The sequence below is a fragment of the Faecalibacterium prausnitzii genome, assembly GCF_003287405.1.
GTDB lineage: Bacteria > Bacillota > Clostridia > Oscillospirales > Ruminococcaceae > Faecalibacterium > Faecalibacterium intestinale.
Genome location: NZ_PRLD01000017.1, coordinates 17,292 through 39,973 on the forward strand (window position 1 = coordinate 17,292; position 22,682 = coordinate 39,973).

At 57.8% G+C, this 22,682-nt stretch carries 19 protein-coding genes and 1 tRNA gene; 3 read left to right on the forward strand and 17 right to left on the reverse strand.

The features are described from left to right. The 11 genes from C4N24_RS13150 to C4N24_RS13200 all read right to left on the reverse strand — a co-directional run bounded on the left by C4N24_RS13150 (position 1) and on the right by C4N24_RS13200 (position 11,293). Positions 1-750 carry a class I SAM-dependent DNA methyltransferase gene (locus tag C4N24_RS13150; RefSeq protein ID WP_112091783.1) on the reverse strand — a complete coding sequence of 250 codons (750 nt, stop codon included), beginning with the start codon at positions 748-750 and terminating at the stop codon, positions 1-3. Positions 751-754: 4 nt separating this feature from the next. Next, entirely contained in the window at positions 755-1,357 is a 603-nt protein-coding gene (gene yihA, locus C4N24_RS13155) for a ribosome biogenesis GTP-binding protein YihA/YsxC (protein ID WP_005924021.1), read from the reverse strand. Positions 1,358-1,378: 21 nt separating this feature from the next. Beyond that, a complete protein-coding gene (gene lon / locus C4N24_RS13160; RefSeq protein ID WP_112091784.1) occupies positions 1,379-3,832 on the reverse strand; it encodes an endopeptidase La in 2,454 nt (817 codons plus the stop codon). A gap of 304 nt (positions 3,833-4,136) precedes the next feature. Beyond that, positions 4,137-4,682, reverse strand: coding sequence for a Gx transporter family protein (locus tag C4N24_RS13165; protein ID WP_112091785.1), 546 nt, complete (start codon positions 4,680-4,682; stop codon positions 4,137-4,139). Positions 4,683-4,697: 15 nt separating this feature from the next. Next, entirely contained in the window at positions 4,698-6,593 is a 1,896-nt protein-coding gene (locus C4N24_RS13170; RefSeq protein ID WP_112091786.1) for an ABC-F family ATP-binding cassette domain-containing protein, read from the reverse strand. Between the two features lie 33 nt (positions 6,594-6,626). Further along, positions 6,627-7,367 carry a YjjG family noncanonical pyrimidine nucleotidase gene (locus C4N24_RS13175; RefSeq protein WP_112091787.1) on the reverse strand — a complete coding sequence of 247 codons (741 nt, stop codon included), beginning with the start codon at positions 7,365-7,367 and terminating at the stop codon, positions 6,627-6,629. A gap of 87 nt (positions 7,368-7,454) precedes the next feature. Continuing rightward, positions 7,455-7,676 carry a hypothetical protein gene (locus C4N24_RS13180; RefSeq protein ID WP_112091788.1) on the reverse strand — a complete coding sequence of 74 codons (222 nt, stop codon included), beginning with the start codon at positions 7,674-7,676 and terminating at the stop codon, positions 7,455-7,457. A 55-nt stretch (positions 7,677-7,731) separates the two neighbouring features. Beyond that, entirely contained in the window at positions 7,732-9,597 is a 1,866-nt protein-coding gene (locus tag C4N24_RS13185) for a GDSL-type esterase/lipase family protein (RefSeq protein ID WP_112091789.1), read from the reverse strand. A 39-nt stretch (positions 9,598-9,636) separates the two neighbouring features. Beyond that, on the reverse strand, positions 9,637-10,311 hold the full coding sequence (locus C4N24_RS13190) for an HAD hydrolase-like protein (protein ID WP_112091790.1): 675 nt from the start codon (positions 10,309-10,311) through the stop codon (positions 9,637-9,639). 287 nt (positions 10,312-10,598) lie between these two features. Next, complete coding sequence (locus C4N24_RS13195; RefSeq protein ID WP_097785967.1) at positions 10,599-10,925, reverse strand: hypothetical protein; 327 nt, start codon at positions 10,923-10,925, stop codon at positions 10,599-10,601. 59 nt (positions 10,926-10,984) lie between these two features. Continuing rightward, positions 10,985-11,293: a YerC/YecD family TrpR-related protein gene (locus tag C4N24_RS13200; protein WP_005923988.1), complete on the reverse strand. Its 309-nt coding sequence runs from the start codon at positions 11,291-11,293 to the stop codon at positions 10,985-10,987. An 866-nt stretch (positions 11,294-12,159) separates the two neighbouring features. Between C4N24_RS13200 and C4N24_RS13205 the strand changes: the two genes are divergently transcribed. Then, the gene (locus C4N24_RS13205; RefSeq protein WP_112091791.1) at positions 12,160-13,887 is read left to right on the forward strand and encodes a carbon starvation CstA family protein; all 1,728 of its coding nucleotides are present in this window, start codon (positions 12,160-12,162) and stop codon (positions 13,885-13,887) included. Positions 13,888-14,058: 171 nt separating this feature from the next. On the opposite strand, the gene C4N24_RS13210 is transcribed toward C4N24_RS13205, so the two are convergent. The 5 genes from C4N24_RS13210 to recD2 form a co-directional block, all read right to left on the reverse strand. Further along, positions 14,059-14,751, reverse strand: coding sequence for an alpha/beta hydrolase (locus tag C4N24_RS13210; protein ID WP_112091792.1), 693 nt, complete (start codon positions 14,749-14,751; stop codon positions 14,059-14,061). Positions 14,752-14,934: 183 nt separating this feature from the next. Continuing rightward, a complete protein-coding gene (locus C4N24_RS13215) occupies positions 14,935-16,143 on the reverse strand; it encodes a sodium ion-translocating decarboxylase subunit beta (RefSeq protein ID WP_112091793.1) in 1,209 nt (402 codons plus the stop codon). A 15-nt stretch (positions 16,144-16,158) separates the two neighbouring features. Next, positions 16,159-16,515, reverse strand: coding sequence for an OadG family transporter subunit (locus C4N24_RS13220; protein ID WP_005923971.1), 357 nt, complete (start codon positions 16,513-16,515; stop codon positions 16,159-16,161). Positions 16,516-16,675: 160 nt separating this feature from the next. Then, positions 16,676-17,701, reverse strand: coding sequence for a rod shape-determining protein (locus C4N24_RS13225; protein WP_112091794.1), 1,026 nt, complete (start codon positions 17,699-17,701; stop codon positions 16,676-16,678). Positions 17,702-17,840: 139 nt separating this feature from the next. After that, complete coding sequence (recD2, locus tag C4N24_RS13230) at positions 17,841-20,075, reverse strand: SF1B family DNA helicase RecD2 (RefSeq protein ID WP_112091795.1); 2,235 nt, start codon at positions 20,073-20,075, stop codon at positions 17,841-17,843. Positions 20,076-20,231: 156 nt separating this feature from the next. Here recD2 and C4N24_RS13235 point away from each other — a divergent pair, with 156 nt between their 5' ends. After that, on the forward strand, positions 20,232-21,221 hold the full coding sequence (locus C4N24_RS13235; protein WP_112091796.1) for a nucleoid-associated protein: 990 nt from the start codon (positions 20,232-20,234) through the stop codon (positions 21,219-21,221). Positions 21,222-21,341: 120 nt separating this feature from the next. Next, positions 21,342-22,268, forward strand: coding sequence for an AEC family transporter (locus C4N24_RS13240; protein WP_112091797.1), 927 nt, complete (start codon positions 21,342-21,344; stop codon positions 22,266-22,268). A 337-nt stretch (positions 22,269-22,605) separates the two neighbouring features. Here the strand turns inward: C4N24_RS13240 and C4N24_RS13245 are convergent. Then, a tRNA-Gly gene (locus tag C4N24_RS13245) sits at positions 22,606-22,681 on the reverse strand. Between the last annotated feature and the right edge of the window lies 1 nt (position 22,682).

Genomic DNA, 22,682 nt, shown 5'->3' on the forward strand with positions numbered 1-22,682 from the left:
TTATTCCTCCAGTTGTGTATACTGTTTTGTTGCGCAGAAGAAGTAGCGCTGGCTTTCCTCGGTCAGCGGGCCGAAGGTCTCGCCGTCGCAGACGCTTTCCAGCGCAAAGCCGTGCTTTTCCAGCGCCGCACGGATGGTATCCAGATCATAGGTATACTCGCAGAATTCCTCGTGGAAATGCTCGCCGGTCTCGTGATAATCAATATCCACCGTGATCTCCACCCTGCGGTCGGCGGCGTTATAGTGGTTGCGCCACACGCAGGAGGCATCCTCTTCCTCAAAGGTGAACGCGTTATCGCCCAGAACCTTCTGGTGCTTATAGGGGGTGTTCATATCAAACAGGAACACGCCGCCCTTTTCCATAAAAAAGCCTGCGTTGGCAATGGCGGTATCCAGATCCGGGATGTGGTTGAAGGTATCAAAGGTGGATACCGCCGCCCGGATGGTGCCGTAGAGATCCAGCTTGAGCAGATCCTGCCGGAGCAGCAGCAGACGGCCGGAAAGTCCCAGCTGCTCAGCCTTATCCCGCACCACGCAGAGCATCTCCTCCGACTGATCGATGCCGATCATATCGTAGCCTGCCTGCGTCAGCATCAGGGTCAGTTCCCCGGTGCCGCAGCCAAGGTCGGCTACAATGCCGTCATGGATGCCGTGGGCTTCCAGCTTTGCATGGATCTGGCTGTACAGGGCGTCGTAGTCCGCTTCGCCGTTGAATTCATCGTAGAAATAGGCAAATTCGTTGTAAGCCATGGCGTTACTCCGCTTCCTCGTTTTCCGCAGCCACTGCGGCGTTGAGCACTGCCTGCAGTTCCGGGATGCCGTAACCGTTTTCGCCGCTGGTCAGCACCACCTTCTGACAGCCATAGGGGCGGCAGATGTTTTCAAAGTCCTCCTGCGTTTTGGCAAGCTGGCTTTTTTTCAGCTTATCCGCCTTTGTCAGAGCCACCACATAAGGGATGCGGTGGTAGTGCAGGTAGCGCAGCATCTGCAGATCGTCTGCGCTGGGGGCGTGGCGGCAGTCCAGCAGCTGTACCAGCAGGGTGTGGTGGCGGGGCGCTTCGAAATAGCTATTGATCAGGTCGTCCCAGCGCTCGCGGTCGGCGTTGCTCACCTTGGCGTAGCCGTAGCCCGGCAGATCCACAAAATAGCAGTCGTCCACAGAATAAAAGTTGATGGTAGCCGTTTTGCCCGGCGTACTGGACACGCGCGCCAGATTTTTGCGGCTGCACAGCTTGTTGATCAGGCTGGATTTGCCCACGTTGGAGCGCCCCGAAAAGCTCAGCTCCGGGCGGTCGCTTTCGGGCAGCTGGCTGGAAATGCCATAGCTGGCAATAAAATCAGCTTTATTGAAGATCATGGCGTGTTCCTTTCTATTATTTCAGCAGACAGCGCCCGGCTGGTTCTTCTCAGGCGCGGCGGGGATGCGGCTCTCCCCTGCCTTGGACTTTTTGGTACGGGGACGGCCTGCGGTGCTCTTGGCAGCTTTCGGCTTGAGCAGGGCGGCAGCCAGCACCTGCGAGAGATTCTGCATAGGCAGGAAGGTCAGGTTCTTCTTGACCTCCTCATCCACGTCATACAGATCAGGCTCGTTGTCCTTGGGGATGAGCACGGTCTTCATGCCCTCGCGGTAAGCAGCCATGCTCTTCTCCCGCAGGCCGCCAATGGGCAGCACGTTGCCGTGCAGGGTGATCTCGCCGGTCATGGCCACATCGCCGCGCACCGGCACGCCGGACAGACACGACACCAGTGCCGTGGTCAGGGTGACGCCTGCACTGGGGCCGTCCTTGGGCACAGCACCCTCTGGGGCGTGGATGTGCAGGTCGCACTTTTTCAGCCGCTCAGGGTCGATGCCGTATTCCTCGGCATGGACGCGCATCCAAGTAACTGCCAGCTGTGCGCTCTCCTTCATCACATCGCCCAGAGAGCCGGTAACGGTGATCTTGCCGGTGCCGTTGTCCATGACCTGCACCTCGATGGGCAGGGTCTCGCCGCCTACACTCGTCCATGCCAGACCGTTGGCGATGCCCACGGCGTTGGTACGGTTGAGGAAGTCCGGCTTGACGATGCGGGGGCCCAGCAGTTCCTCCAGCATGGCGGCAGTCACGGCTACGCTTTCCACCTCGCCGGCGGCGATCTTGCGGGCACACTTGCGCAGCACACTGGTGATGGTGCGCTCCAGATTACGCACACCGGCCTCGCGGGTGTACCCGTCGATGATGCCGTAGAGTGCGCTCTGGTTCATGGTGACCTTGCTGGTCAGACCGCAGGCCTTAAGCTGCTTGGGCAGCAGATGCTTGCGGGCAATATTGTATTTTTCCACGCGGGTATAGCTGGGCAGCTCAATGACGTCCATGCGGTCGCGCAGCGGGCCGGGGATGCTGCCCAAGTCGTTGGCGGTGGTAATAAAGAGCACATGGCTCAGGTCAAACGGGATATCAATGAAATGGTCGTTGAAGGTGCTGTTCTGCTCCGGGTCCAGCGCTTCCAGCAGAGCTGCCGCCGGGTCGCCCCGGAAGTCCCCTGCCAGCTTGTCGATCTCGTCCAGCAGCATCAAAGGGTTGGAGGACTTGGCTGTGATCATGGCGCTGATGATCTTGCCGGGCATGGCACCGATGTAGGTGCGGCGGTGGCCGCGGATCTCGGCTTCGTCCCGCACGCCGCCCAGGCTGATGCGCACATACTTGCGGCCAAGGCTTTCGGCGATGGAGCGTGCGATGCTGGTTTTGCCGACACCCGGAGGGCCGACCAGACAGATGATCTGCGCCTTCACGTCCGGTGCCAGCTTGCGCACAGCCAGCGTTTCCAGAATGCGATCCTTGACCTTTTTCAGGCCGTAGTGGTCCCGGTCCAAGATCTGCTGGGCGCGGTGGATATCCAGATCATCCACGGTCATGGTGTTCCACGGCAGGTCCAGACAGGTGTCCAGATAGGTGCGGATGACCGTGGCTTCCTGATTGCTGCTCTGCATCCGGGACAGGCGGTCTACCTCCTTGAGCAGCTTTTTCTCGCTGTCCTCGGCAAGGTGCAGCTCCCGGATCTTGCGGCGGTAATCATCGGCTTCGGCGTGGGTATCGTCCCCCTCGCCCAGCTCGTCGTTGATGATGTGCAGCTGCTCGTGCAGGTAATAATCGCGCTGGTTCTTGTCCATGGACTCGTTGACTTTTTCCGCGATCTCCTTTTCGATCTTCATCACCTGACACTCGCGGCGCAGCATCTCCACAAGGCGCTGCAGGCGGCCGTTGAGGGTGTTTTCGTTCATCACAGCCTGCTTGTCCTCGTAGCGGAACAAGAGATTTGCCGGCATATACTCGGTGAGGAACATAGGGTCATCGCTGGAAACGATGGTGAACACCACGTCCTTTGCAAGGCGCGGGTTCATGCCCAGATACTCGTCAAAGCCAGTCTTGAGGGCGCGGAGCAGTGCTTCGGTTTCTACAGCTTCTTCGGGCTTCGCGGCACGCACCGGAGCGGAGCGCACGGCAGACAGCAGAAAATCGCCGGTGGTATCCAGCTCGGTCAGCTTGGCGCGGTACTTGCCCTCTACCAGCACCTTGACCAGCTCGTCCGACACGCGCAGCACCTGCTTGACCTCGGCTACTACGCCGTAGGTGTACAGATCCTGCTGGGTGGGCTCGCTGGTTTCCATCTCCTTCTGGGCTACCAGAAATACGTTGGAGTTATTGGCCATAGCCCACTCCACGGCAGCAATACTCTTTTCCCGCCCGACTTCAAAATGAACAAGGTTGTTGGGGAACACCACCAGCCCACGCAGTGCGATGGTGGGCAGATGGAGTTCCTTCCGCTCGACCTTGATGGTAACTTTTTCAGACATATACAAACACCTCCCGACTGCCGCTTGAATCCCTATACTGCGGCAGCGCTATCCTTTGGGGTCTTTTAAGGTGTATCTGAAAACAAAGAAAATGACGAATATTTCGCAAGCACAAGCGGGATTTAAGGCAAATAGCCGCAGGAATCCTTTGTGGATTTCAAGGCTCTTTAACGCAAAATCCAGCTGTGTTTGTAGAAACAGACTAAATTTTCGACTTTTCAGATACACCCTAGATAAAAATACAGTTGTTTCCTTATTATACAGATTTCCGGCCAAAATGCAACTGCCCTGCCGGAATGGTCGGTCATTCGGGGCGGTTTTCGTGGGTGTTGAAGCCCATTTTGCCCAGTGCGGGCAGCAGCGCCCGCAGGGTGACCGAGGTGAGCGCGCCCATGACAAGCCCCAGCACCAGCATGACCGGTGCATAGTACAGCGACAAAGACGAGGAGATGATGACCCCTGCGCCCAGCAGCTGCCCCACGTTATGCGCCAGTGCGCCGCAGACCGACAGGATGAACCATGTAGGCCGCACCGGCAGAAGATAGTACAGCACCCACATCACCGCAAGGGACAAAAGCCCGCCGCACAGCGAGAGGAAGCCCGCCGTAAAGCCGGAAACCAGAAAGACGAACAGCGCCTTGAGCACATCCAGCACCAGTGCCTGCCGAGCGCCCATGAAGAACAGGGCGTACATGACCACGATGTTGGCAAGGCCCAGCTTCATGCCCGGCAAAAGCCCCGGGATGACCAGCGTGCCCTCGATGAAGGAAAGCGCCATGGCCAGCGCAAACAGCAAGCCGGACAGGGCAATGTGCCGTGTTTTTTGATAGTTGCGGTGATTTTTAGGCATAGAGGATACGCTCCTTTATTCTTCGGGCTGCTGCGTCTGCTCGTAGGCTTCCTGCTCTTCCATGGCGGCTTCCCATGCGGCAAAAAGTTCCTCCTGATGGAAGCGCAGGTCGCTCAGCTCATCGCTTTTCTGGCGCAGCAGGTCGGGGTCGTTGTACACCTCCGGGGAGTTGATCTCGTTGTCCAGCTCCACCTCGCGTGCACCGCAGGCCTCCATCTCGTCCTCACAGGCCTTGATCTTGGCGCGCAGCTCGGCGCGGCGGCGGCGCTGCTCCTTGCCGTAGCCAGTCTTGACAGGCTCGGCAGCCTTCTGCGCAGTCTGCACCGGGGCGGCACGTCCCATCAGGGCATCGTAGCTGGGGTAAAGCACCGCCTTGCCGTCCTCAAGATAGAGGATGGGACAGGCCAGACTGTTCATCAGGTGACGGTCGTGAGTGACCAGCAGCAGGGTGCCGGTGTACGCCATCAGTGCTTCGGTCAGGTTTTCGCGGGTGTAGATGTCCAAGTGGTTGGTGGGCTCGTCCAGAAACAGCAGATTCGGCCGTTCCAGCACGATCTCCGCAAAGCGCAGACGCGCCAGCTCGCCGCCGGACAATGCTTCGCAGGGCTTGAACACCGTATCGCCCCGGAAGCCCAGCTTTGCAAGGTGGCTGCGCACCTCCAGCTCGGTCATGCGGGGGTACTTGTTCCAGATAACATCAATGACCCTGCCCTGTCCCAGACGGTTCTGCTGCTGGGCAAAAATACTGGGACGCGCCCCGGTGCCCAGCCGCACCATGCCGCCGGAGGGGCGGCGCTTGCCGTCCAGCACCTGCATCAGGGTGGATTTGCCTGCGCCGTTGGGGCCGGCAATGATGAGCCGCTGCCCGCGGCAGACCGTATAGGTAAAGGGTTCCAGCAGGGTACGCTCCCCGATCTTGATGCTGAGGTTTTTCATCAGCACCAGCTCGTTCCACGGCTCTACGTCATATTCAAAGCGGAATTTCAGCTGGTTGGTCTCGTCCTTGGGTGCCTCGGTGATCTCCAGCTTTTCCAGCTGCTTGCGGCGGCTCTGCGCCATTTTGGTGGTGGAAGCGCGCACAAGGTTGCGGTCCACATAGTCCTGCAGTTTTTCAGCCAGTGCCACATCGGCATCGTGCTGCTTCTGGCGCAGGGCATCGGCGGCTTCCTTCTGGGGCAGATAGGCCGAGAAGTTACCCTTGTAGGTGGTCATGGTCTGGAAGGATACCTCCCAGATCTTTGTACAGACATTATCGAGGAAATAGCGGTCGTGGCTGACCACCAGCACCGCGCCAGAGTAGCCCTTGAGGTAATTTTCCAGCCATTCCATGGTGGCAAAGTCCAAGTGGTTGGTGGGCTCGTCCAGAATGAGCACATCCGGCTTTTCCAGCAGCAGCTTCGCCAGACGCAGCCGCGTCAGCTCGCCGCCGGAGAGCACCGCAATGTTCTTTTGCCATGTATCCTGCGCAAAGCCCATGCCGGACAGCACCTTTTTGATGTTCACATCCATGTTGTAGCCGTCGGCAGCATCTACGATGTTTTGCAAAGCATCGTGCTGCGCCAGCAGGTCGGCGTTATCGGGCTGGGCAGCCATGCGGCGCTCTAAGATCTGCATCTGCGCCATGGCGTCCAGCACCGGGGCAAAGGTGGCGCGCATCTCGCCGTAGATATCCAGCGTGGCGTCCAGCTTTGCGTTTTGCTCCAGATAGCCCAGCGTTACCCCGTGGGTCACGCTGAACTCACCCTCGTAGTCCTGATATTCGCCGGTAAGGATCTTGAGCAGAGTGGTCTTGCCCGCGCCGTTTTGTCCCACGATGCCGATGCGGTCCTCCCGCTCGACACTGGCGGTCACATCGTGCAGCACCACCTTTTCGCCAAAGGTCTTACCCAGTTTTTCCAAATGTATCAGCATAGTTTTGATCCGTTATCCGTTCTTTTTCATATTTCAGCACTGATGGCGGCGGTTCTTCAGGCCAACATTGGCCAGCTCCTCCTGCTCCATCACCAGCGGATACAGCTCTTCCAGACTGGCGATCTCGTAGGTAGGGATCACCTTGCCGGGGTTCTCGGCGTGGTTGGGGTTGTACCAGCAGGTATCCAGCCCGGCGTTGCTGCCGCCCTGAATATCGCTGGACAGGCTGTCGCCCACCATCAGAACGTGCTCCCGGTTCTCCACACCCAGCGCGCGCAGGGCTGCATCAAAGATGCGGGCATTGGGCTTTTCGCAGCCCATTTTTTCAGAGATGAACACATCTTCCATAAAGTTCATCACGCCGCTTTCCGCCAGACGGCGGGTCTGCACCTTCTGGGCACCGTTGCTGACGATGGCCAGCGTTGCCACCTCGGAAAGCTCGCGCAGCACGTCCAGCACCTCCGGGCTCATCAGGTCCGGGTGGGTGGACAGCTGCTCCAGATAGCAGCGGTTCATCTCCACGCCGTCGCCGGCGGCATTGATGGCCTTTAAAAAGCGGCTGAACCGCTCGCCGAACAGCTTTTCGCGGCGGATCTGGCCTTTTTCCAGCTGCCGCCACAGTTCCTCGTTGATGGTGCGGTAGGTCTGCACGGTCTCGGCGTCCGGCTCGATGCCGTAGTTCACCAGCGTTTCGGCCAGCGCCTTGTTTTCGGCTGCGTCAAAGTTGAGCAGCGTATTGTCCGCATCGAACAGGATGCAATAGTATTTTGCCATAGTATCTCACTTTCTTTTCAGCATTTCCCACTTTGGTGTATCAACAGGGAGAAGCCAGCCCCACCCCCCGGCAGAGCTGGCTTCTCGTTATTCAGAAACGATTTCATACGCAGACAGGTCTGTTTGTGCCGGGGTATTGTCCGGGCACGTTGCCTTTCCTTCGCAGGGCGTCAGACCGCATTTCTGCATTTCTTCCTCCAGTGCGCTGTTATCCACGTTTTCCCAGTCGGTGTCGTAGTAGTCCACGCTGCCGTCGGTCACGTCGTTCTCCCCGGGCAGGGAGGGTGTGCGCATTTCTTGCCAGTACATAGGGCTCCACCTTCCTCTCACGCCAGCCTATGCGGCGCGGGAGCGGAGTGTGCGCTCAGTTGGCGGCTTCCTTGCTGGCGCTTGCCTCCGTTTTGGAGGAAGCAGGCTTTTCTTCTTTAGAAGAAGCCGGTTGTTCTTCCTTGGAGGAAGCTGTGTGTTCCTGCTTAGAGGAAGCAGTTGTTTCTTCCTTGAAGGAGGTGCTGCTCTGCGAAGAAGAGACGGGCTTTTCTTCCTTGGAGGAAGCAGGAGACGAAGCCGGCTTTTCCGCCTTGGAGGAGCTGCCGGTGCTTTCAGAGGTGCCGTTCGAGGAGGAAGAAGCGGGTTTTTCTTCTTTAGAAGAAGCCGGTTTTTCCTCCTTGGAGGAGACAGACGTTTCTTCCTTAGAGGAAGCAGGCTTATCCTCCTTAGAGGAAGCATCAGAGCTGCTGGAGCTGGTGGACGAGCTGGACGGTGCACCGCTGACCGTAAACTCCAGCTTATTGCTGGTCACTGTGCAGTCGTTATAGCTGGCAGTGGCGTACACCCGGAAGGTGCTGCCCAGCATGGAGGGATCCACCTCACCCTTTACGGAAGTCTTGCCGGCAGCCTGTGTCACCTCGCTGCCGTTGACATACCAGCGGATGCTGGAAGCATCCAGATACTTGCCCTTGAGGGCAGCTTTGAAGGTGTAGGAGTCCCCCAGCATAGCCTTGCCGCTGCTGCTGATCTGGATGGAAGCGGCTGCAAACACAGCGGTCACATCCACGTTCTGGTCAAAATTGGTATCCGTGCGGGTGCGCTTGGTCACACCATCGCTCCACTTGACGAACACATAGCCGTCCTCCGGCACAGCGGTAACGGTAACGCTCTGGGCGGCGCTGGTCACCTTGACGGTAAGGGACTTGCCGCTCTCGTTGCCGCAGGTCAGGGAGCCGCCGCCGGTTTTATCTACACGGTAACCGGCCTGATACTCCGTTTTTTCCTCAACAGCCGAGGAAGAGACTTCCTCCGAGCTGCTGGGCGCTTCCACGGCAGAGCTGGGGTTAGCGGTATACTCGGCGCGGGTGGGGATGTTATTGGTGTCCGGGCGGCGATCCTCGGTCTCATAGGCGTGGGTGCGCAGATACTTCAGCAGCACCTTCAGACCTGCGGGCTTGAGGTGGATATCGCCGCTCTGGTAGTAATCGACATTGCCGTAGCCGTTGGCGTCCTTGAGCGCCTCGGCAGAGTTGAGGAACTTGACGCCCAGCTGCTCGCACATGGTCAGCAGCGCCATATTGAAATCATCAATGCGGGTCTGGTCCATATTGGGGTAATTAGAGTGGTTGGACGGGACCGGCGGCACCGTGTTGACGATGATGTCGGTATAAGGATAGCTGGCCTGAATGGCCTGCACCAGTGCGGTGTAGTTGCTGATGAAATCCTCGGTATTCATGCCGTTATCGTTGGTGCCCAGCATGATGACCACACGGCGGGGCTTCATTTTTGCCACTGCCTGCGCGATGGTGTAGCGGTTATCGTCCCGCTTGAAGGTGACGATGCCTTCGTTCAGGGCGGCACCGGTGCCAATGCCCTCCTTGGCACAGAACTGCTGCAGCGAGATCAGGCCATTGGCATACAGACGCACCGTGTTGGAATCGCCGATAAAAAGGGTCTGCTCCTGATAGGCATTGCCTGCATCGGCGGTCCCGGTGAGCAGTGCGCTGGAGGTTTCGTTGATCTGATAGTGGTCAGAGATATCCTCCTCCCCTTCCGGGGCGGGCGCGGGGGTAATAATGGAAGAATCCCCCGGCTGCTCCGTCGGGTTCTTGCCCCGCTTGAGCATGGTAAGGGTGATGCCGATGGTCAGCAGCGCCGCCAGTGCGCACACGATGCACACCAGCACCGCCTGCTTCTGCATCGGGGTCAGCGCCTGATTCTCCTTCTGGTTATTGCTTCTCATATTCTATCCATTCTCCTTCCGAAGGAATGAAACTTCCTGTCATACCCGGGCTGCCAGCAGCCGGTCGGTAAGGTCGGCGCAGCTTTCAGCCAGCAGCACTGGATGGAAGGCTTCCAGCTCTTCCCGGCTGCCGTAGCCGTACAGCACACCGGCAGCATCCAGACCACAGTCGGCAGCGCCCCGCATATCATCGTTGCGGTCGCCCACCATCAGCACCCGCTTGCCCTGCAAGGCGGGCTGGCTGAGCACATAACGCACGACCTCGGTCTTGGTATCCCGGCTCTCGTCCATGGAGGCACCACCGATAAAATCAAAATACGGTGCCAGCCCCTGCTCTTCCAGAATGGGCGTGACCACCTTGGTGGGCTTGGAGGTGGCAGTGCACAGGAGAAAACCCGCGTCCTTCAAGGTCTGCAGCATCTGCGGAACGCCCGGGAACACGGCACACTCGTGGCTGCCCTTCACCGCGTAGCTCGTGCGGTAAAGGTCGGTTGCTTTTTCGATCAGCGCCGGGTCGGTGAAGTGCTCGCCGAAGCTTTCGCGCAGCGGCGGGCCCAGATACCGGCGCAGGTTTATGCCGGATACATCCACACCCATGGTACAGAAAACCTCTTGCAATGTATGAATGATACCGGGAGCCGAATCGATCAGCGTCCCGTCCACATCAAATAGGATCGCATCATAATGCAGCAATGTTTTATTCCTCGCTTTCATGGTGATACATCCAATAGTATAGCACAGATTTGATACATCAGCAATTCCAACAAAAGATTTTTCTGTCTCTTATGCAGATCTTTCCTGAAAAGGGAGGCCGCTGTACCGTATTATGCGCAGCAGTCTCCCTTGCAATAGAACGATTTAGAATGCCCTCCGCGTGCGCTTTGGGCATTATTTAGAGGAAAAAACATTTTATTAGAACAATGCCGGGCAGCCTGCGGGCTGCCCGGCATTGCATTTTCACGGGTCAAATTGCAGCGGAGAGCGCCCCGCCCCAAAAAACATTACTGCGCAGGTGATGGGCAGCTGCTGTCCCCCGGGACATAAAGGTTGTTGGAGACGAACTCCAGCTTATCCTTGAGCACCAGTTCAAGGTTTGCGACGGCGTGCACCATATTGGTGGCGGAGTCGTTCACCTCCAGCAGCTTGCAAAGATCCAGACCATCCAGATCCATGGCCTTCTGCATCTTCCGGCTTTCGGCGCACAGAATGTGGCTGAGCGCCGTTTCCTGCAGGGCAATGCTTTCCATCAGGTCCACAACAGCCTGATCCAGGCTGACCTTGGGCATTTCCGGGCACTGAGAACGGGCGCAGGGTGTATCGATCATCATAGGGCAAAACCTTCCTTTCCGGTCGTGTGCCCTATCCTATGCTGCGGCAGGTGCGGCTGTTACTGCTTTTCCGCCTGTGCGCGCACCTTCTCGATGGTATCACGGTAGCCGCCGGAGCCGTACTGGATACAACGGTTGATACGGCTGATGGTGGCAGTGCTGATCTCCACTGCCTTAACGATCTGCTCATAGGTGGCACCGTCCAGCAGCAGCTTTGCCGCCTGCAGGCGCTGTGCCATATCCGAGATCTCCTTTACAGTGCACAGATCCTCAAAAAAGGCGTAGCACTCCTCCCGGCTCTCCAGACTGAGGATAGCATCAAACAGTGCGTCCGTTGTCTCATTTCTTCTGGAATTTTTCTCAGCCATTGTTTTTCTCCTTATTATAACAGCGGCGGCAGCGGGCAAAGCAGACAGTGCTGCCGCGCGGAATATTCTGCACGCTATTACTTTAGCACTTCAAAGTGTGAAAGTCAAGACCTGTGGGTGAATGGTTTTCAATTAATGCACTATTCAGTTTTATTCTCTTCACACATGAAAGAAAATCATCTAAAAATTATTCCCAGAAAATGGCTTGAATTGGCGCATCCTCTGAACTTGTGACAAAAATATTGACAATTGATGAAAACGGGAATAAAGTAAGACACAATCATTCAGCAAATGCAAGGAACAGGACATGATCTTCTGCATCACCCTCTTTCAGCGAGCCGCTTCTCGGGTGAAAAAGCGGCAGTCAGGAGCAGAGGACCCTCGCCTGCGAGCAGCCTGTGTGAACCGGGTTTTGTGCCCCTTAGTAGCACGGTGCCGTCCAGCCCACGTTATCGGGCAGCATGGTCAGCGTACCATGCGTGGGAGAGTGGCTGTTTTAATACAGCAAGCGAAGTGGTACCGCGGAGTAATGCCCCTGCCCTGGCAGGCGGGTGCAAAAGCCTTCGTCTTCGGAGTGTGACCGGAACATCGGTCATGTGCTGAGGACGAAGGTTTTTTACGCTCCGGGGCAACGCTTTGCCGGACGGCAGCCCAAGGTGTATCTGAAAAGTCGAAAATTTAGCCTATTTCTACAAGCACAGCTGGCTTTTGCGTTAAACAGCCTTGAAATCCACAAAGGATTCCTGCGGCTGTTTGCCTTAAATCCCGCTTGTGCTTGCGAAATATTCGTCATTTTCTTTGTTTTCAGATACACCTTAACGTTCCGAACCTGTTGCGGAGTGAAAAAAGGAAAGAGGTAGAAAACTATGAATACGCTGGTCATCGTATTGATCGCAGCGGTGTGCCTGTTTGGCGCTTATGTGCTTTACGGCCGCTGGCTGGCTAACAAATGGGGCATCGACCCCGCAGCCAAGACCCCGGCAGTCGTCCACGAGGATGGCCGGGACTATGTGCCCACCAACGGCTGGACGGTGTTTGCTCACCAGTTCAGCTCCATTGCCGGTGCAGGCCCTGTTACCGGTGCCATTCAGGCCGCAGCCTTCGGCTGGCTGCCGGTGCTGCTGTGGGTGCTGCTGGGCGGTATCTTCTTCGGCGCTGTCACCGACTTTGGTGCCCTGTATGCTTCCGTTAAGAACGACGGCAAGAGCATGGGTATGCTGATCGAAAAGTACATCGGCAAAACCGGCCGCAAGCTGTTCCTGCTGTTCTGCTGGCTGTTCTGCGGCATCGTCATCGCTGCCTTTGCGGACATGGTCGCCGGCACCTTCAACGCCTTTGGCGCGGACGGCGCAATGGTCGAGGCTGCCAAGACCAACGGCGCTGCCGGTATGGTTTCCATCATGTTCATGGTGTTCGCCGTTGTCTTTGGCCTGCTGCAGAAGAAGTTCAGCTTCTCCGGCTGGAAGGAAAGCGTTATCAGCATCGTGTTCATCGTGCTGTCCTTTGTCATCGGCGCAAACCTGCCCCTGATCCTGGGCAAGGCCGCTTGGAGCTACATCACCTTTGTGTACATCTTTTTTGCTGCCGTGCTGCCCATGTGGCTGCTCAAGCAGCCCCGTGACCACATGACCACCTTTATGTTCGTGGCCATGATCGTGGGCGCTGTGGTTGGCCTGCTGGTTGCACACCCCACCATGAACCTGCCTGTATTCACCGGCTTTACCAACGAAAAGCTGGGCACCATGTTCCCCATCCTGTTCGTCACCGTGGCCTGCGGTGCAGTTTCCGGCTTCCACAGCCTTGTTTCCTCCGGTACTTCTTCCAAGACCGTTGAGAACGAGAAGGATATGCTGAAGGTCGGCTACGGTGCCATGATCCTTGAAAGCCTGTTGGCTGTTCTGGCTCTGTGCGTAGCCGGTGCTGCCGCAGCTGCCGACGGCACCCCTGCCGCCGGTACCCCGTTCCAGATCTTCAGCCGCGGCGTTGCCGGTTTCTTTGAGATGTTCGGCGTGCCCGCCTACGCTGCCACCGTGTTCATGACCATGTGCGTTTCCGCACTGGCTCTGACCAGTCTGGATGCCGTGGCCCGCATTGGCCGCATGAGCTTCCAGGAGCTGTTCAGCGTGGACGACATGGAGCACGCTGAGGGCTGGCGCAAGCTGTTCTGCAATGTGTACTTCTCCACCTTCATCACTCTGGTGTTCGGCTTCATCCTGACCAAGATCGGCTACGCCAACATCTGGCCGCTGTTCGGTTCTGCCAACCAGCTGCTGAGCGCACTGGTGCTGGCTACCCTGTGCGTATTCCTGAAGGTGACCGGCCGCAGCAACAAGATGCTGTTCCCCCCGCTGATCATCATGCTGTGCGTCACCTTTACCGCACTGGTGCAGCGCCTGATCGCTATGGTCAAGGCCATCAGCACCGCCGCTTCTGTTACTATCCCTGCCGGTGAGACCACTTGGGGCGCTGTGTTCATCGCAAACGGCCTGCAGCTGATCCTTGCCGTGCTGCTGATCGTGCTGGGTCTGAATATTGTGTTCCACTCCTTCTCCGCTTATAAGAAGGCTGAGCACAACAGCGAAGCAAAGGTCTGATTTAATCCCACCATTCACAATCCTGTTTTCAATAAACAAAACGCCGCTGACGATACACAAAGCCGTCAGCGGCGTTTTGTTGTGGAAGCGTATTTCATATTGTAAGCCCGGAAAATCTGCGGATCTTCCGGGCTTACGTTTTCACAGGCTAGAGAAAAGAGAAGCTGCTTATTATATGTGACAGCTTTCCCAGCCTTGCAGGGCGGCAAGCTGGGTCTCGGTATGGAACCAATGCTCCCCGCCCTCCAGAATGGTCAGGTGCGCCCCGGTCTGCTGTCGGAACTGCTCCATGGCGGTGTGCCCGGTAAGGGGGTCTGTATCGGCATAGAGCACCTGTGTGGGCACTTTCCAGTGCAAGGGGTGTTCCCTTGCCCAGCACAGATACGGCCACGAGAGGGTCTCGCCCATGGCGGTGGGGATCTCCCCTGCCGTGCGCAGCTGCTCCTCCGTTACCCCTGCCTGCTGCATCAGGTCAAGGATGAGCTTTTCCATATCCACGATCGGGGAGACAAGCAGCGCCTTTTCCGGCTGCTGCGTTTGCAACGCCTGCATGGCAAGCCATGCCCCGATGCTGGCCCCATACACCCGGATATGCTTCCACACCGGCTGCATCCGGGCGTAGACTGCCTGCAGCTCTCGGGTGACCACCCACGGCACCAGCTTTTCAGGGCTGTCTTTCCGGGTGCCGTGCTCCGGCAGGTCGACAGCCAGCACCTGCCAGCCTGCCGGGCAGGCTGTGCGGGCAAAGCGGGCGGCCTCGGCTGCGCTGCCGTTTTTGCCGTGGACATAGAGATAGACCCTGCGGCTGCGCTTGCCGTACAGGACAGCCGGAATGCCTGCAACCTCAAGCTTGATTTTTTCCATAACGGCTCCCTCCTGTTTTTAGGGCATTTTACGCCCTGTTTTCTTTATGATAGCACAAGAAACAGACAAACACAAACAGGAAAAGAGTTAACAGATTATTTTTATGTTTGTCGCGAGAGGGATAAAAAAGAGCCACCGCACAGCCTTGTGCGATGGCTCTTGAGGTTGTATTTCAGGTTTTGCTTAGCCGAAGATGTTGATCAGGATACCAGCAGCAACGGCAGAACCGATAACGCCGGCCACGTTGGGACCCATGGCGTGCATCAGCAGGAAGTTGGAGGGGTTCTCGCTCTGGCCAACCTTCTGGGAAACGCGAGCGGCCATAGGCACGGCGGAAACGCCGGCAGAACCGATCAGGGGGTTCACCTGACCGCCGGTCAGCTTGTACATGACCTTGCCGCACAGCACACCGGCTGCAGTGCCGAAGGAGAAGGCGATCAGACCCAGCACGATGATGAACAAGGTGCGGGTGTTCAGGAAGGTGTTTGCACTGGTGGTGCAGCCAACAGACAGAGCTAGGAAGATGGTGATGATGTTCATCAGCTCATTACCGGCGGTCTTCTGGATACGATCCACAACGCCGCACTCCTTCATCAGGTTGCCCAGCATCAGCATACCGACCAGAACGGCGGCATCCGGCACGATGAGGGAAACGATGATGGCGACCATGATGGGGAAGATGACCCTCTCGGTCTTGGAGACGGTGCGCAGCTGCTTCATGACAACAGAGCGCTCCTTGGAGGTGGTCAACGCCTTCATGATGGGCGGCTGGATAACGGGCACCAGTGCCATGTAGCTGTACGCTGCCACGGCAATGCTGCCCAGCAGCTCAGGTGCCAGACGGGAGGTAACGAAGATAGCGGTGGGGCCGTCGGCACCGCCGATGATGGAGATGGCAGCGGACTGCTTCTGGGTGAAGTCTACCAGACCGGTAGCGGCCAGCAGACGGGCGCCCATGTAAGTACCGAAGATACCAAACTGTGCGGCAGCGCCCAGCAGCAGGCTCTTGGGGTTGGAGATCAGAGGTGCAAAGTCGGTCATGGTGCCGATGCCGAGGAAGATCAGCGGCGGGTAGATACCCAGCTTAACGCCCATATAGAGCATATCGGCCAGACCGCCGTTGTTCAGGATCTCGACCCACATGGGGTGCTCCAGACCGTCACCGACGAAGTACTGCATATGGATGATGCCGCTACCGGGGAGGTTGGCAAGGATCATGCCAAAGGCCATGGGCAGCAGGATCAGGGGTTCGAACTCCTTGACGATAGCGAGGTACAGCAGAAAGCAGCCCACGCAGATCATCACGGCGTACAGCCAGCCGCCGGGCTGGCCAAACTGTGCAAAGCCGGAACTTTGGAAAATACCGACCAGAGTATCAATAAACTGTGTCATGCTCTTCCTCCTGTGTTAAAACGGGGCCGTGGTGTCGTTCACGCCGGCCTTGCCCCAGCCATTTTTGCCACGACGCACTGCCTTAAGGGTGTACTTGCCGTTGCCCATTGCATGGATAGCAGCCATAATAGCGGCCACCACATCACCGGGGATGCCTTCCTCTACCTGAGGAGCGGGCGCAGCCTGCTGTACCGGAGCGGCAGCGGGCTTTGCGGCGGGTGCCTGCGCAGCAGTCTTAGCGGCCTTCTTCTTGGCATTCATCGAGTCGAAGATCTTGCCCTCCAGCGTGATGATAGCCATCAGCAGCACGAGGATCAGGAACACCAGCACGATACCAGTAATGGTAACGACCACATCGAAACCTAAGTCCATGGTTTTTCCTCCTGTTTGTTGGATACTGCAAGCGATACAACATCGTCAGCAGAAAATCAATTTGGATATAGTATACCGTATTTTGCCATTCATTTCAACAAAAATTAACAATTTTTCTTTTTGCCGCTTTGTGATATGGCATGGACAAAACGAGCCTGACTTAGCGGCGGCCGATGCGCGGGGTAGCGTCCGTAAAGCCGGTTTCCAGCTTATCACCGAGGGAAAGGCTCTGTGCCGTACCCAGTGCAACACAGTTCACGGGGTCCGGCGAGACCGTCACTTCCACCTTCAGTTCCTGACTCAGATATTCGGTCAGGCCGTGCAGCTGGGCACCGCCGCCGGTCAGCATGACGCCGTTGCGGTAGATATCGCCTGCCAGCTCCGGCGGGGTTTTTTCCAGCACCTGATGGGCTGCGGTGCCGATCTGCTCGCTGAGCATCATCACCGGCTCGTACAGATCGTCAGTAGAAACGGTCACGCGCACCGGCAGACCGGTGAGCAGGCTGCGGCCCTTGATCTCCATGCTCTCGTGGAAATCGGTCTTTTGGGGGCAGCAGGCAACGTGCTTTTTCAGTTCCTCGGCGGTGCGCTGGCCAATGGCAATGCTGTATTTGTTGCGCACGTGCTTGAGGATCTCCTCATCGTAGTGGTTGCCGGCCACGCGCACACTGGTGGCCTTGACCTTGCCGCCAAGGCTCAGCACCGCGATATCCGTGGTGCCGCCGCCGATATCAATGATCATGCGGCCGTCCGGCAGGGTGATGTCGATGCCGGAGCCGAGGGCGGCGGCGATAGGCTCGTCGATCAGGTACACCTGACGGGCACCGGCTGCCACCACAGCCTCTACCACGGCATCGCTCTCAATGCCGGTAATAGCGGCGGGCACGCACACTGCCACCCGGGGCTTGACCATGTGGGAGCTGTACACCTGCTTGACAAAGCGGCAGATCAGCTCCCGGGTCATGGTGTGGTCGCTGATGACGCCGTCTTTCAGCGGGAAGATGGCGGAGATATAGTTGGGCGTGCGCCCCACCATAGCCAGTGCCTTGTCGCCGGCTTCCAGCACGGTGTTCTTGCGGGTATCCATTGCCACAACGCTGGGCTGGTTGAGCACCACGCCCTTGCCCTCCTGCGCGATGATGATGGTAGTAGTACCAAGGTCGATGCCGATATCATTCTGTGCCATAATTGCCTGAATCCTTTCTCTGCGTTCCTCTATCATGTATGTAACACCCGCAGCTGCGGGCAAAAAACAAAGACTGCTTTAGTATAACATAGTTGCGGCAAAAAGTATACAAGCTTTGCCGCTGTTCTGCGCGGTTTTATCAGGAGCTCTCCCCTTCTGTACCGAGCTGCTCCGGCGGCTGTCCAGCCTGCAGCAGGGCGCACAGGCCGCTGTAACGCAGGTTCTGCCGGATGTTGCTCATCATGCTGTTCACCACGTCCCTGCGGCCCGCCACAACGCACAATTTGCGTGCGCGGGTGACGCCGGTGTAGAACAGGTTGCGGTAGCACAGCCTTGGCGGCACCTGCGCCACCGGCAGGATCACCGCCGGGAACTCGCTGCCCTGACTTTTGTGCACCGTGATGGCGTAGGCGATCTCCAGCTCGTTCAGGTTTTCCGCCGGGTAGAGCAGCCGCCGATCGTCCATGCGCACCACCATGGAGCGCTCCCGCAGGTTGATGCTTTCCACAATGCCCATATCGCCGTTGTAGGCACCTACGCCCTGTTCGCCGCCGATGCGATTCCAGACGATCTCGTAGTTGTTGCGCACCTGCATCACCTTGTCCCCTACCCGGAACACCCGGGCGGCGCTTTGCAGCTGGGGCTTGCCCTTCTGGGGCGGGTTGAGCAGGTTTTGCAGTTCCACGTTCAGTGCCTGTGTGCCGGTGGGGCCAAGCTTTGTGGGGCACAGCACCTGAATATCCCGGATGGGGTCAAAGCCGTAGCTCCGGGGCAGCCGGGTGGTGACAAGGTCGCACACCAGCCGCTGGGCGGCCTCGCCGTCGGACTCCAAAAAGAAGAAGTCATCGGTCTTGCTGCCCTTTTGCAGCGGCTCGCCGGAGATGATGTGGTGGGCGTTTTCCACGATGAGGCTGCGCTTTGCCTGCCGGAAGATCTCGTTCAGGCAGACGGTGGGCACACAGCCGGAGCGGATGACCTCGCTGAGGATGTTGCCCGCACCTACACTGGGTAGCTGGTCGGCATCGCCTACCATAATAATACGGCAGGTGTAGCGCAGCGCTGCAATGAGCGCCTGAAACAGCTTGACGTCCACCATGCTCATCTCGTCCAGAATGACCACGTCACACTTGAGCAGGTTTTTGTCGTTATGGATAAAGCTGACCACGCCGCCGGTGTAGTCCACCTCCAGCAGGCGGTGGATGGTGCTGGCCTTGCGGCCGGTCAGCTCGCTGAGCCGCTTGGCAGCGCGGCCGGTGGGCGCGCACAGGGCTACCCGCTCGGCCTGATTTTCCAGCAGCTGCAAAATGGCGTTGACCGTAGTGGTCTTGCCAGTGCCGGGGCCGCCGGTGAGCACAAGGCAGTTCTCAGTCATAGCCTTGCGGATGGCTTCCCTTTGCAGGGGGGCGTAGGCAAAGCCCTGTGTCAGCTCCAAGATCTGGATGTTTTTATCCAGATCCCGGGCCGTGTTCTTGCCGCGCTTTGCCAGCAGGTTCAGCCGGTCGGCAATGTCCTGCTCTGCAGCCAGCAGATCTGGCAGGTAGATATAGGGCACGGCATCGAACATTTTTACACACAGTTCTTCCGTTTCGATGCAATGATCCAGCGCACGCGCCAGCTTTTCCGGCGGCTGGTGGATAAAGTTGGAGGCAGTTGCCAGCAGCTGTGCCCGGGGCAGACAGGTGTGGCCGTTGCCCGCATTGTGGCGCAAAGTGCGCAGCAGGGCAGCTTCCAGCCGCTGGGCGCAGTCCCCCTCCATGTGGTAATACTGGGCGATGCTGTCCGCGTGGCGGAAGTCCAGCTGCAGCGGCTCCCCGCACAGCAGATAGGGGTTTGACGCAATGGCCTGCATCGCCCCCACGCCAAAGGCTTTGAACACCTCCATGGCCTTGCGGGGGCTGATCTCGAACTGCGCCAGATAGGCGATGAGCTCCCGCATACCGAACATCCGCTTGAACTCCTGCTGGATGCGGTCGGCCTTATCCGGCGAGATGCCGGGGATCCTGGTCAGCCGGGCGGGGTCGTTGGCGATGACCTCCAGCGCCTCAGCGCCGAACATATCAATGATCTTATCCGCAGTTCGTGCGCCGATATACGGCAGGGAGCGGCTGGCCAGAAAAGCATACACCGCTTCCAGATCCTTGGGCATATCGGTCTCGCATTCCTGCGCGTGGAACTGGCGGCCATAGGTGGCGTGGTTTTCGTACCTGCCGCGGCAGATGACGCTTTCGCCTGCGTGCAGCTCTCCTACGATGCCGCAGACCACCGTGAGCACCCCGCCGCCGGAGATCTCGAACACCACATAGCCGTTATCCTCGTTCTCGTAGATGATATCCTCCACGACGCCTTCGATCTGTTCCAGCTGCTGCTCGTCCACCAGCTCCACCTCCTTTTGCACAGATATTATAAGTATAGCCCTTTTGGCGGGATTTGTAAATTGTAGAATCCGCAAAATCCCCGGGCGGCTCTCGCCTTTTTCCGGCGGTTGTGCTATACTGGGCGCAAACACTACGTCACGAAACGAGGAGCAACAATGGAGATCATCATTCATCAGGCCATTCTGCACGTTCTGGATACCACCATGGATGCGCCGGTGCTCAGCGGCGGGCCCATGGAACTGACCGCCGAAAAAAACGCCTACCTGCAAAACCACATTGAAAAGCTGCTGGCCAGCGACGACATCCGCCAGTGCCGCCCGCTGCCGGACTCAGCCTTTAAAAATGAGCTGGAGCACAATCAGGACTTTGTGGATCTTTCCTGCCGCATTGCCGGGGTGCTGTTCGACTATATGCACGCCCACACCACCATCCCCGGGGCAGACCTTGCCGTGGTGGATTTTACCCGGGACGGTGCGCCGTGGCTGGGCATCCTGAAGTTGAACTATAAAAACGGCTACACCCACTATACGGAGACTGTGGAGGGCGCACCGGTGAACTCCATCATCCAGCAGCGCGCCTGCCTGCCTACCCAGAGCGGCAAGGTGGAGGAGGGCGCACTGGTAGACCTGACCGATTACTCCATGCGGCTGCTGGAAAAGAAGTACGATATTGACGGCCACAAGGAGTTTTACCTTTCCACCGTGGTGTTCCAGTACACCACCGCCCAGCCGGAAAAGAAAAAGCTGCAGGCCATTCAGGAAGCCGCCGTGCAGGCTGTGCAGGAGAACTACGCCGAAACGCCCCATGTGGAGGCACAGGTGGCCATGATGATTGCCAATCAGGCTGCCGACAACGACAATCAGGTGTCCATCCAGCAGGTGCGCCAGCAATTGGAGGAGGAATATCCTCTTGCCGCCGTGCCCTTTGACGATTATGTGGAAAAGAGCGATGTCATTGACAGCGCCGCCCAGCCGGTGACTGTGACCCCCGCCCGCATCCGCCGCATGGAGAGCCGCAGCCTGCGCACCGCCAACGGCATTGAAGTAAAGATTCCCACCGAACTGTTGAACGCCGAATCGGAGGTAGAGTTCCTGCACGCCGATGACGGCAGCATTTCCCTGCTGATCAAAAATGTCATTTTGTAAGCTTTAACTGCAAAATCTTGCAAAGCCCTGCGTTCAGCTTTGCTATCCGCAGGGTTTTGTGCTATACCCGTGTTGTATCTTTCGTGGTATACGCGTTATGGCCTAGAGGAGGAGAATTTTATGGAACTGGCTCTCATCACCGCGCAGCAGGTCGCGGTCTTGTTCCTGCTGATCGGCACAGGCATGGTGGCGGTCAAAACCGGCGTGCTCAAGCTGGAAAACAAGCAGGCGCTTTCCAATCTGCTGGTGTACATCATTGTGCCGGCCATGGTGGTAAACTCTTACCGCATGGAGTTCAGCGCCCAGATTTTGCGCAATCTGCTGGCGGCTTTCGGCATGAGCGTCCTGTCCGTGCTGCTGGGCACTGTGATCACTCTGCTGCTCACGGCACGCAAGACTGGCAGCAGGATGCCCATTTTCCGGTTCGCCTGCATTTTTTCCAACGCAGCATACATGGGCTTCCCGCTTATTTCGGCGCTGTTCGGCTCCGAAGGTCTTTTGTATGCCAGTGCCTACGTTACCGTGTTCAACATTCTGCTGTGGACGCTGGGTTATGGCCTTGTCAGCGGCGGTTCCAGTGTAAAAGAGGTTGCCCGCAGTCTGGTGCGCACCCCGGTACTGTATGCCATTGTGGTGGGGCTGGGCATCTATCTGCTACAGATCCCGCTTCCCACCCTGATCACTCAGCCACTGGAGCTGTTGGCCGGAGTGAACACCCCGCTGTCCATGCTCATTACCGGGATGCTGATTGCCGCCGGTGACGTGCGCAGCATCGTGACCGACAAGCACATCTGGAAGCTTGCCTCTGTGCGTATGCTGCTGATCCCGGCGGCTACGCTGGCGCTGTTCGGGGTGCTGGGCTTCCACGGCACTGCTGCACAGGTGGTCGCACTGCTGGAATGCTGCCCGGCCGCCGCCATTACCTCGGTATTTGCGGTGCAGTTCGGCCACGATGAGCACTTTGCCGCCGGAAGCGTGGTGCTGACTACCCTGCTCAGCATTATCACCCTGCCGCTGTGTGCGCTGATCATCACCATGGTGATGTAAGACGCCCTGCGGCGGTGCTGCTATATTTAATATTGTAAGAAGAGCCGCCGTGCATCGTGTTGTACGGCGGCTCTTTGCTTTGGCAAGCGGGACGATTTGGAATGCGCTCCGCGTTCGCTTTGCGCATAATCAGCGGAAATAATATTTAAAATTTCGGAGTAGCGGAACGCCTACGGGCGTTCCACTACTCCTTTTTCACAGGTGGGGTCGTGATGGAAAACGGCAGATGCAGCGCCGCTTCCTACGGAAGCGCGACGCTGCGGACATTCCCGACCATTGCCGCACGAAACAAAAAAGCCATCGTTTTTGCATCTCTGCATCAACGATGGCTTCGTATTGGAGCGGCCGACGAGGCTCGAACTCGCTACCTCCACCTTGGCAAGGTGGCGCTCTACCAGATGAGCTACGGCCGCA

Coding starts and splice junctions, on each gene's coding strand:
- C4N24_RS13235 (WP_112091796.1), top strand. CDS start 20,232: ATGGAGATCATCATTCATCAGGCCATTCTGCACGTTCTGGATACCACC.
- C4N24_RS13180 (WP_112091788.1), bottom strand. CDS start 7,676: ATGTACTGGCAAGAAATGCGCACACCCTCCCTGCCCGGGGAGAACGAC.
- C4N24_RS13195 (WP_097785967.1), bottom strand. CDS start 10,925: ATGATGATCGATACACCCTGCGCCCGTTCTCAGTGCCCGGAAATGCCC.
- C4N24_RS13205 (WP_112091791.1), top strand. CDS start 12,160: ATGAATACGCTGGTCATCGTATTGATCGCAGCGGTGTGCCTGTTTGGC.
- C4N24_RS13225 (WP_112091794.1), bottom strand. CDS start 17,701: ATGGCACAGAATGATATCGGCATCGACCTTGGTACTACTACCATCATC.
- C4N24_RS13150 (WP_112091783.1), bottom strand. CDS start 750: ATGGCTTACAACGAATTTGCCTATTTCTACGATGAATTCAACGGCGAA.
- C4N24_RS13170 (WP_112091786.1), bottom strand. CDS start 6,593: ATGCTGATACATTTGGAAAAACTGGGTAAGACCTTTGGCGAAAAGGTG.
- C4N24_RS13190 (WP_112091790.1), bottom strand. CDS start 10,311: ATGAAAGCGAGGAATAAAACATTGCTGCATTATGATGCGATCCTATTT.
- C4N24_RS13185 (WP_112091789.1), bottom strand. CDS start 9,597: ATGAGAAGCAATAACCAGAAGGAGAATCAGGCGCTGACCCCGATGCAG.
- C4N24_RS13175 (WP_112091787.1), bottom strand. CDS start 7,367: ATGGCAAAATACTATTGCATCCTGTTCGATGCGGACAATACGCTGCTC.
- C4N24_RS13215 (WP_112091793.1), bottom strand. CDS start 16,143: ATGACACAGTTTATTGATACTCTGGTCGGTATTTTCCAAAGTTCCGGC.
- C4N24_RS13165 (WP_112091785.1), bottom strand. CDS start 4,682: ATGCCTAAAAATCACCGCAACTATCAAAAAACACGGCACATTGCCCTG.
- C4N24_RS13210 (WP_112091792.1), bottom strand. CDS start 14,751: ATGGAAAAAATCAAGCTTGAGGTTGCAGGCATTCCGGCTGTCCTGTAC.
- yihA (WP_005924021.1), bottom strand. CDS start 1,357: ATGATCTTCAATAAAGCTGATTTTATTGCCAGCTATGGCATTTCCAGC.
- C4N24_RS13240 (WP_112091797.1), top strand. CDS start 21,342: ATGGAACTGGCTCTCATCACCGCGCAGCAGGTCGCGGTCTTGTTCCTG.
- C4N24_RS13200 (WP_005923988.1), bottom strand. CDS start 11,293: ATGGCTGAGAAAAATTCCAGAAGAAATGAGACAACGGACGCACTGTTT.
- C4N24_RS13220 (WP_005923971.1), bottom strand. CDS start 16,515: ATGGACTTAGGTTTCGATGTGGTCGTTACCATTACTGGTATCGTGCTG.
- lon (WP_112091784.1), bottom strand. CDS start 3,832: ATGTCTGAAAAAGTTACCATCAAGGTCGAGCGGAAGGAACTCCATCTG.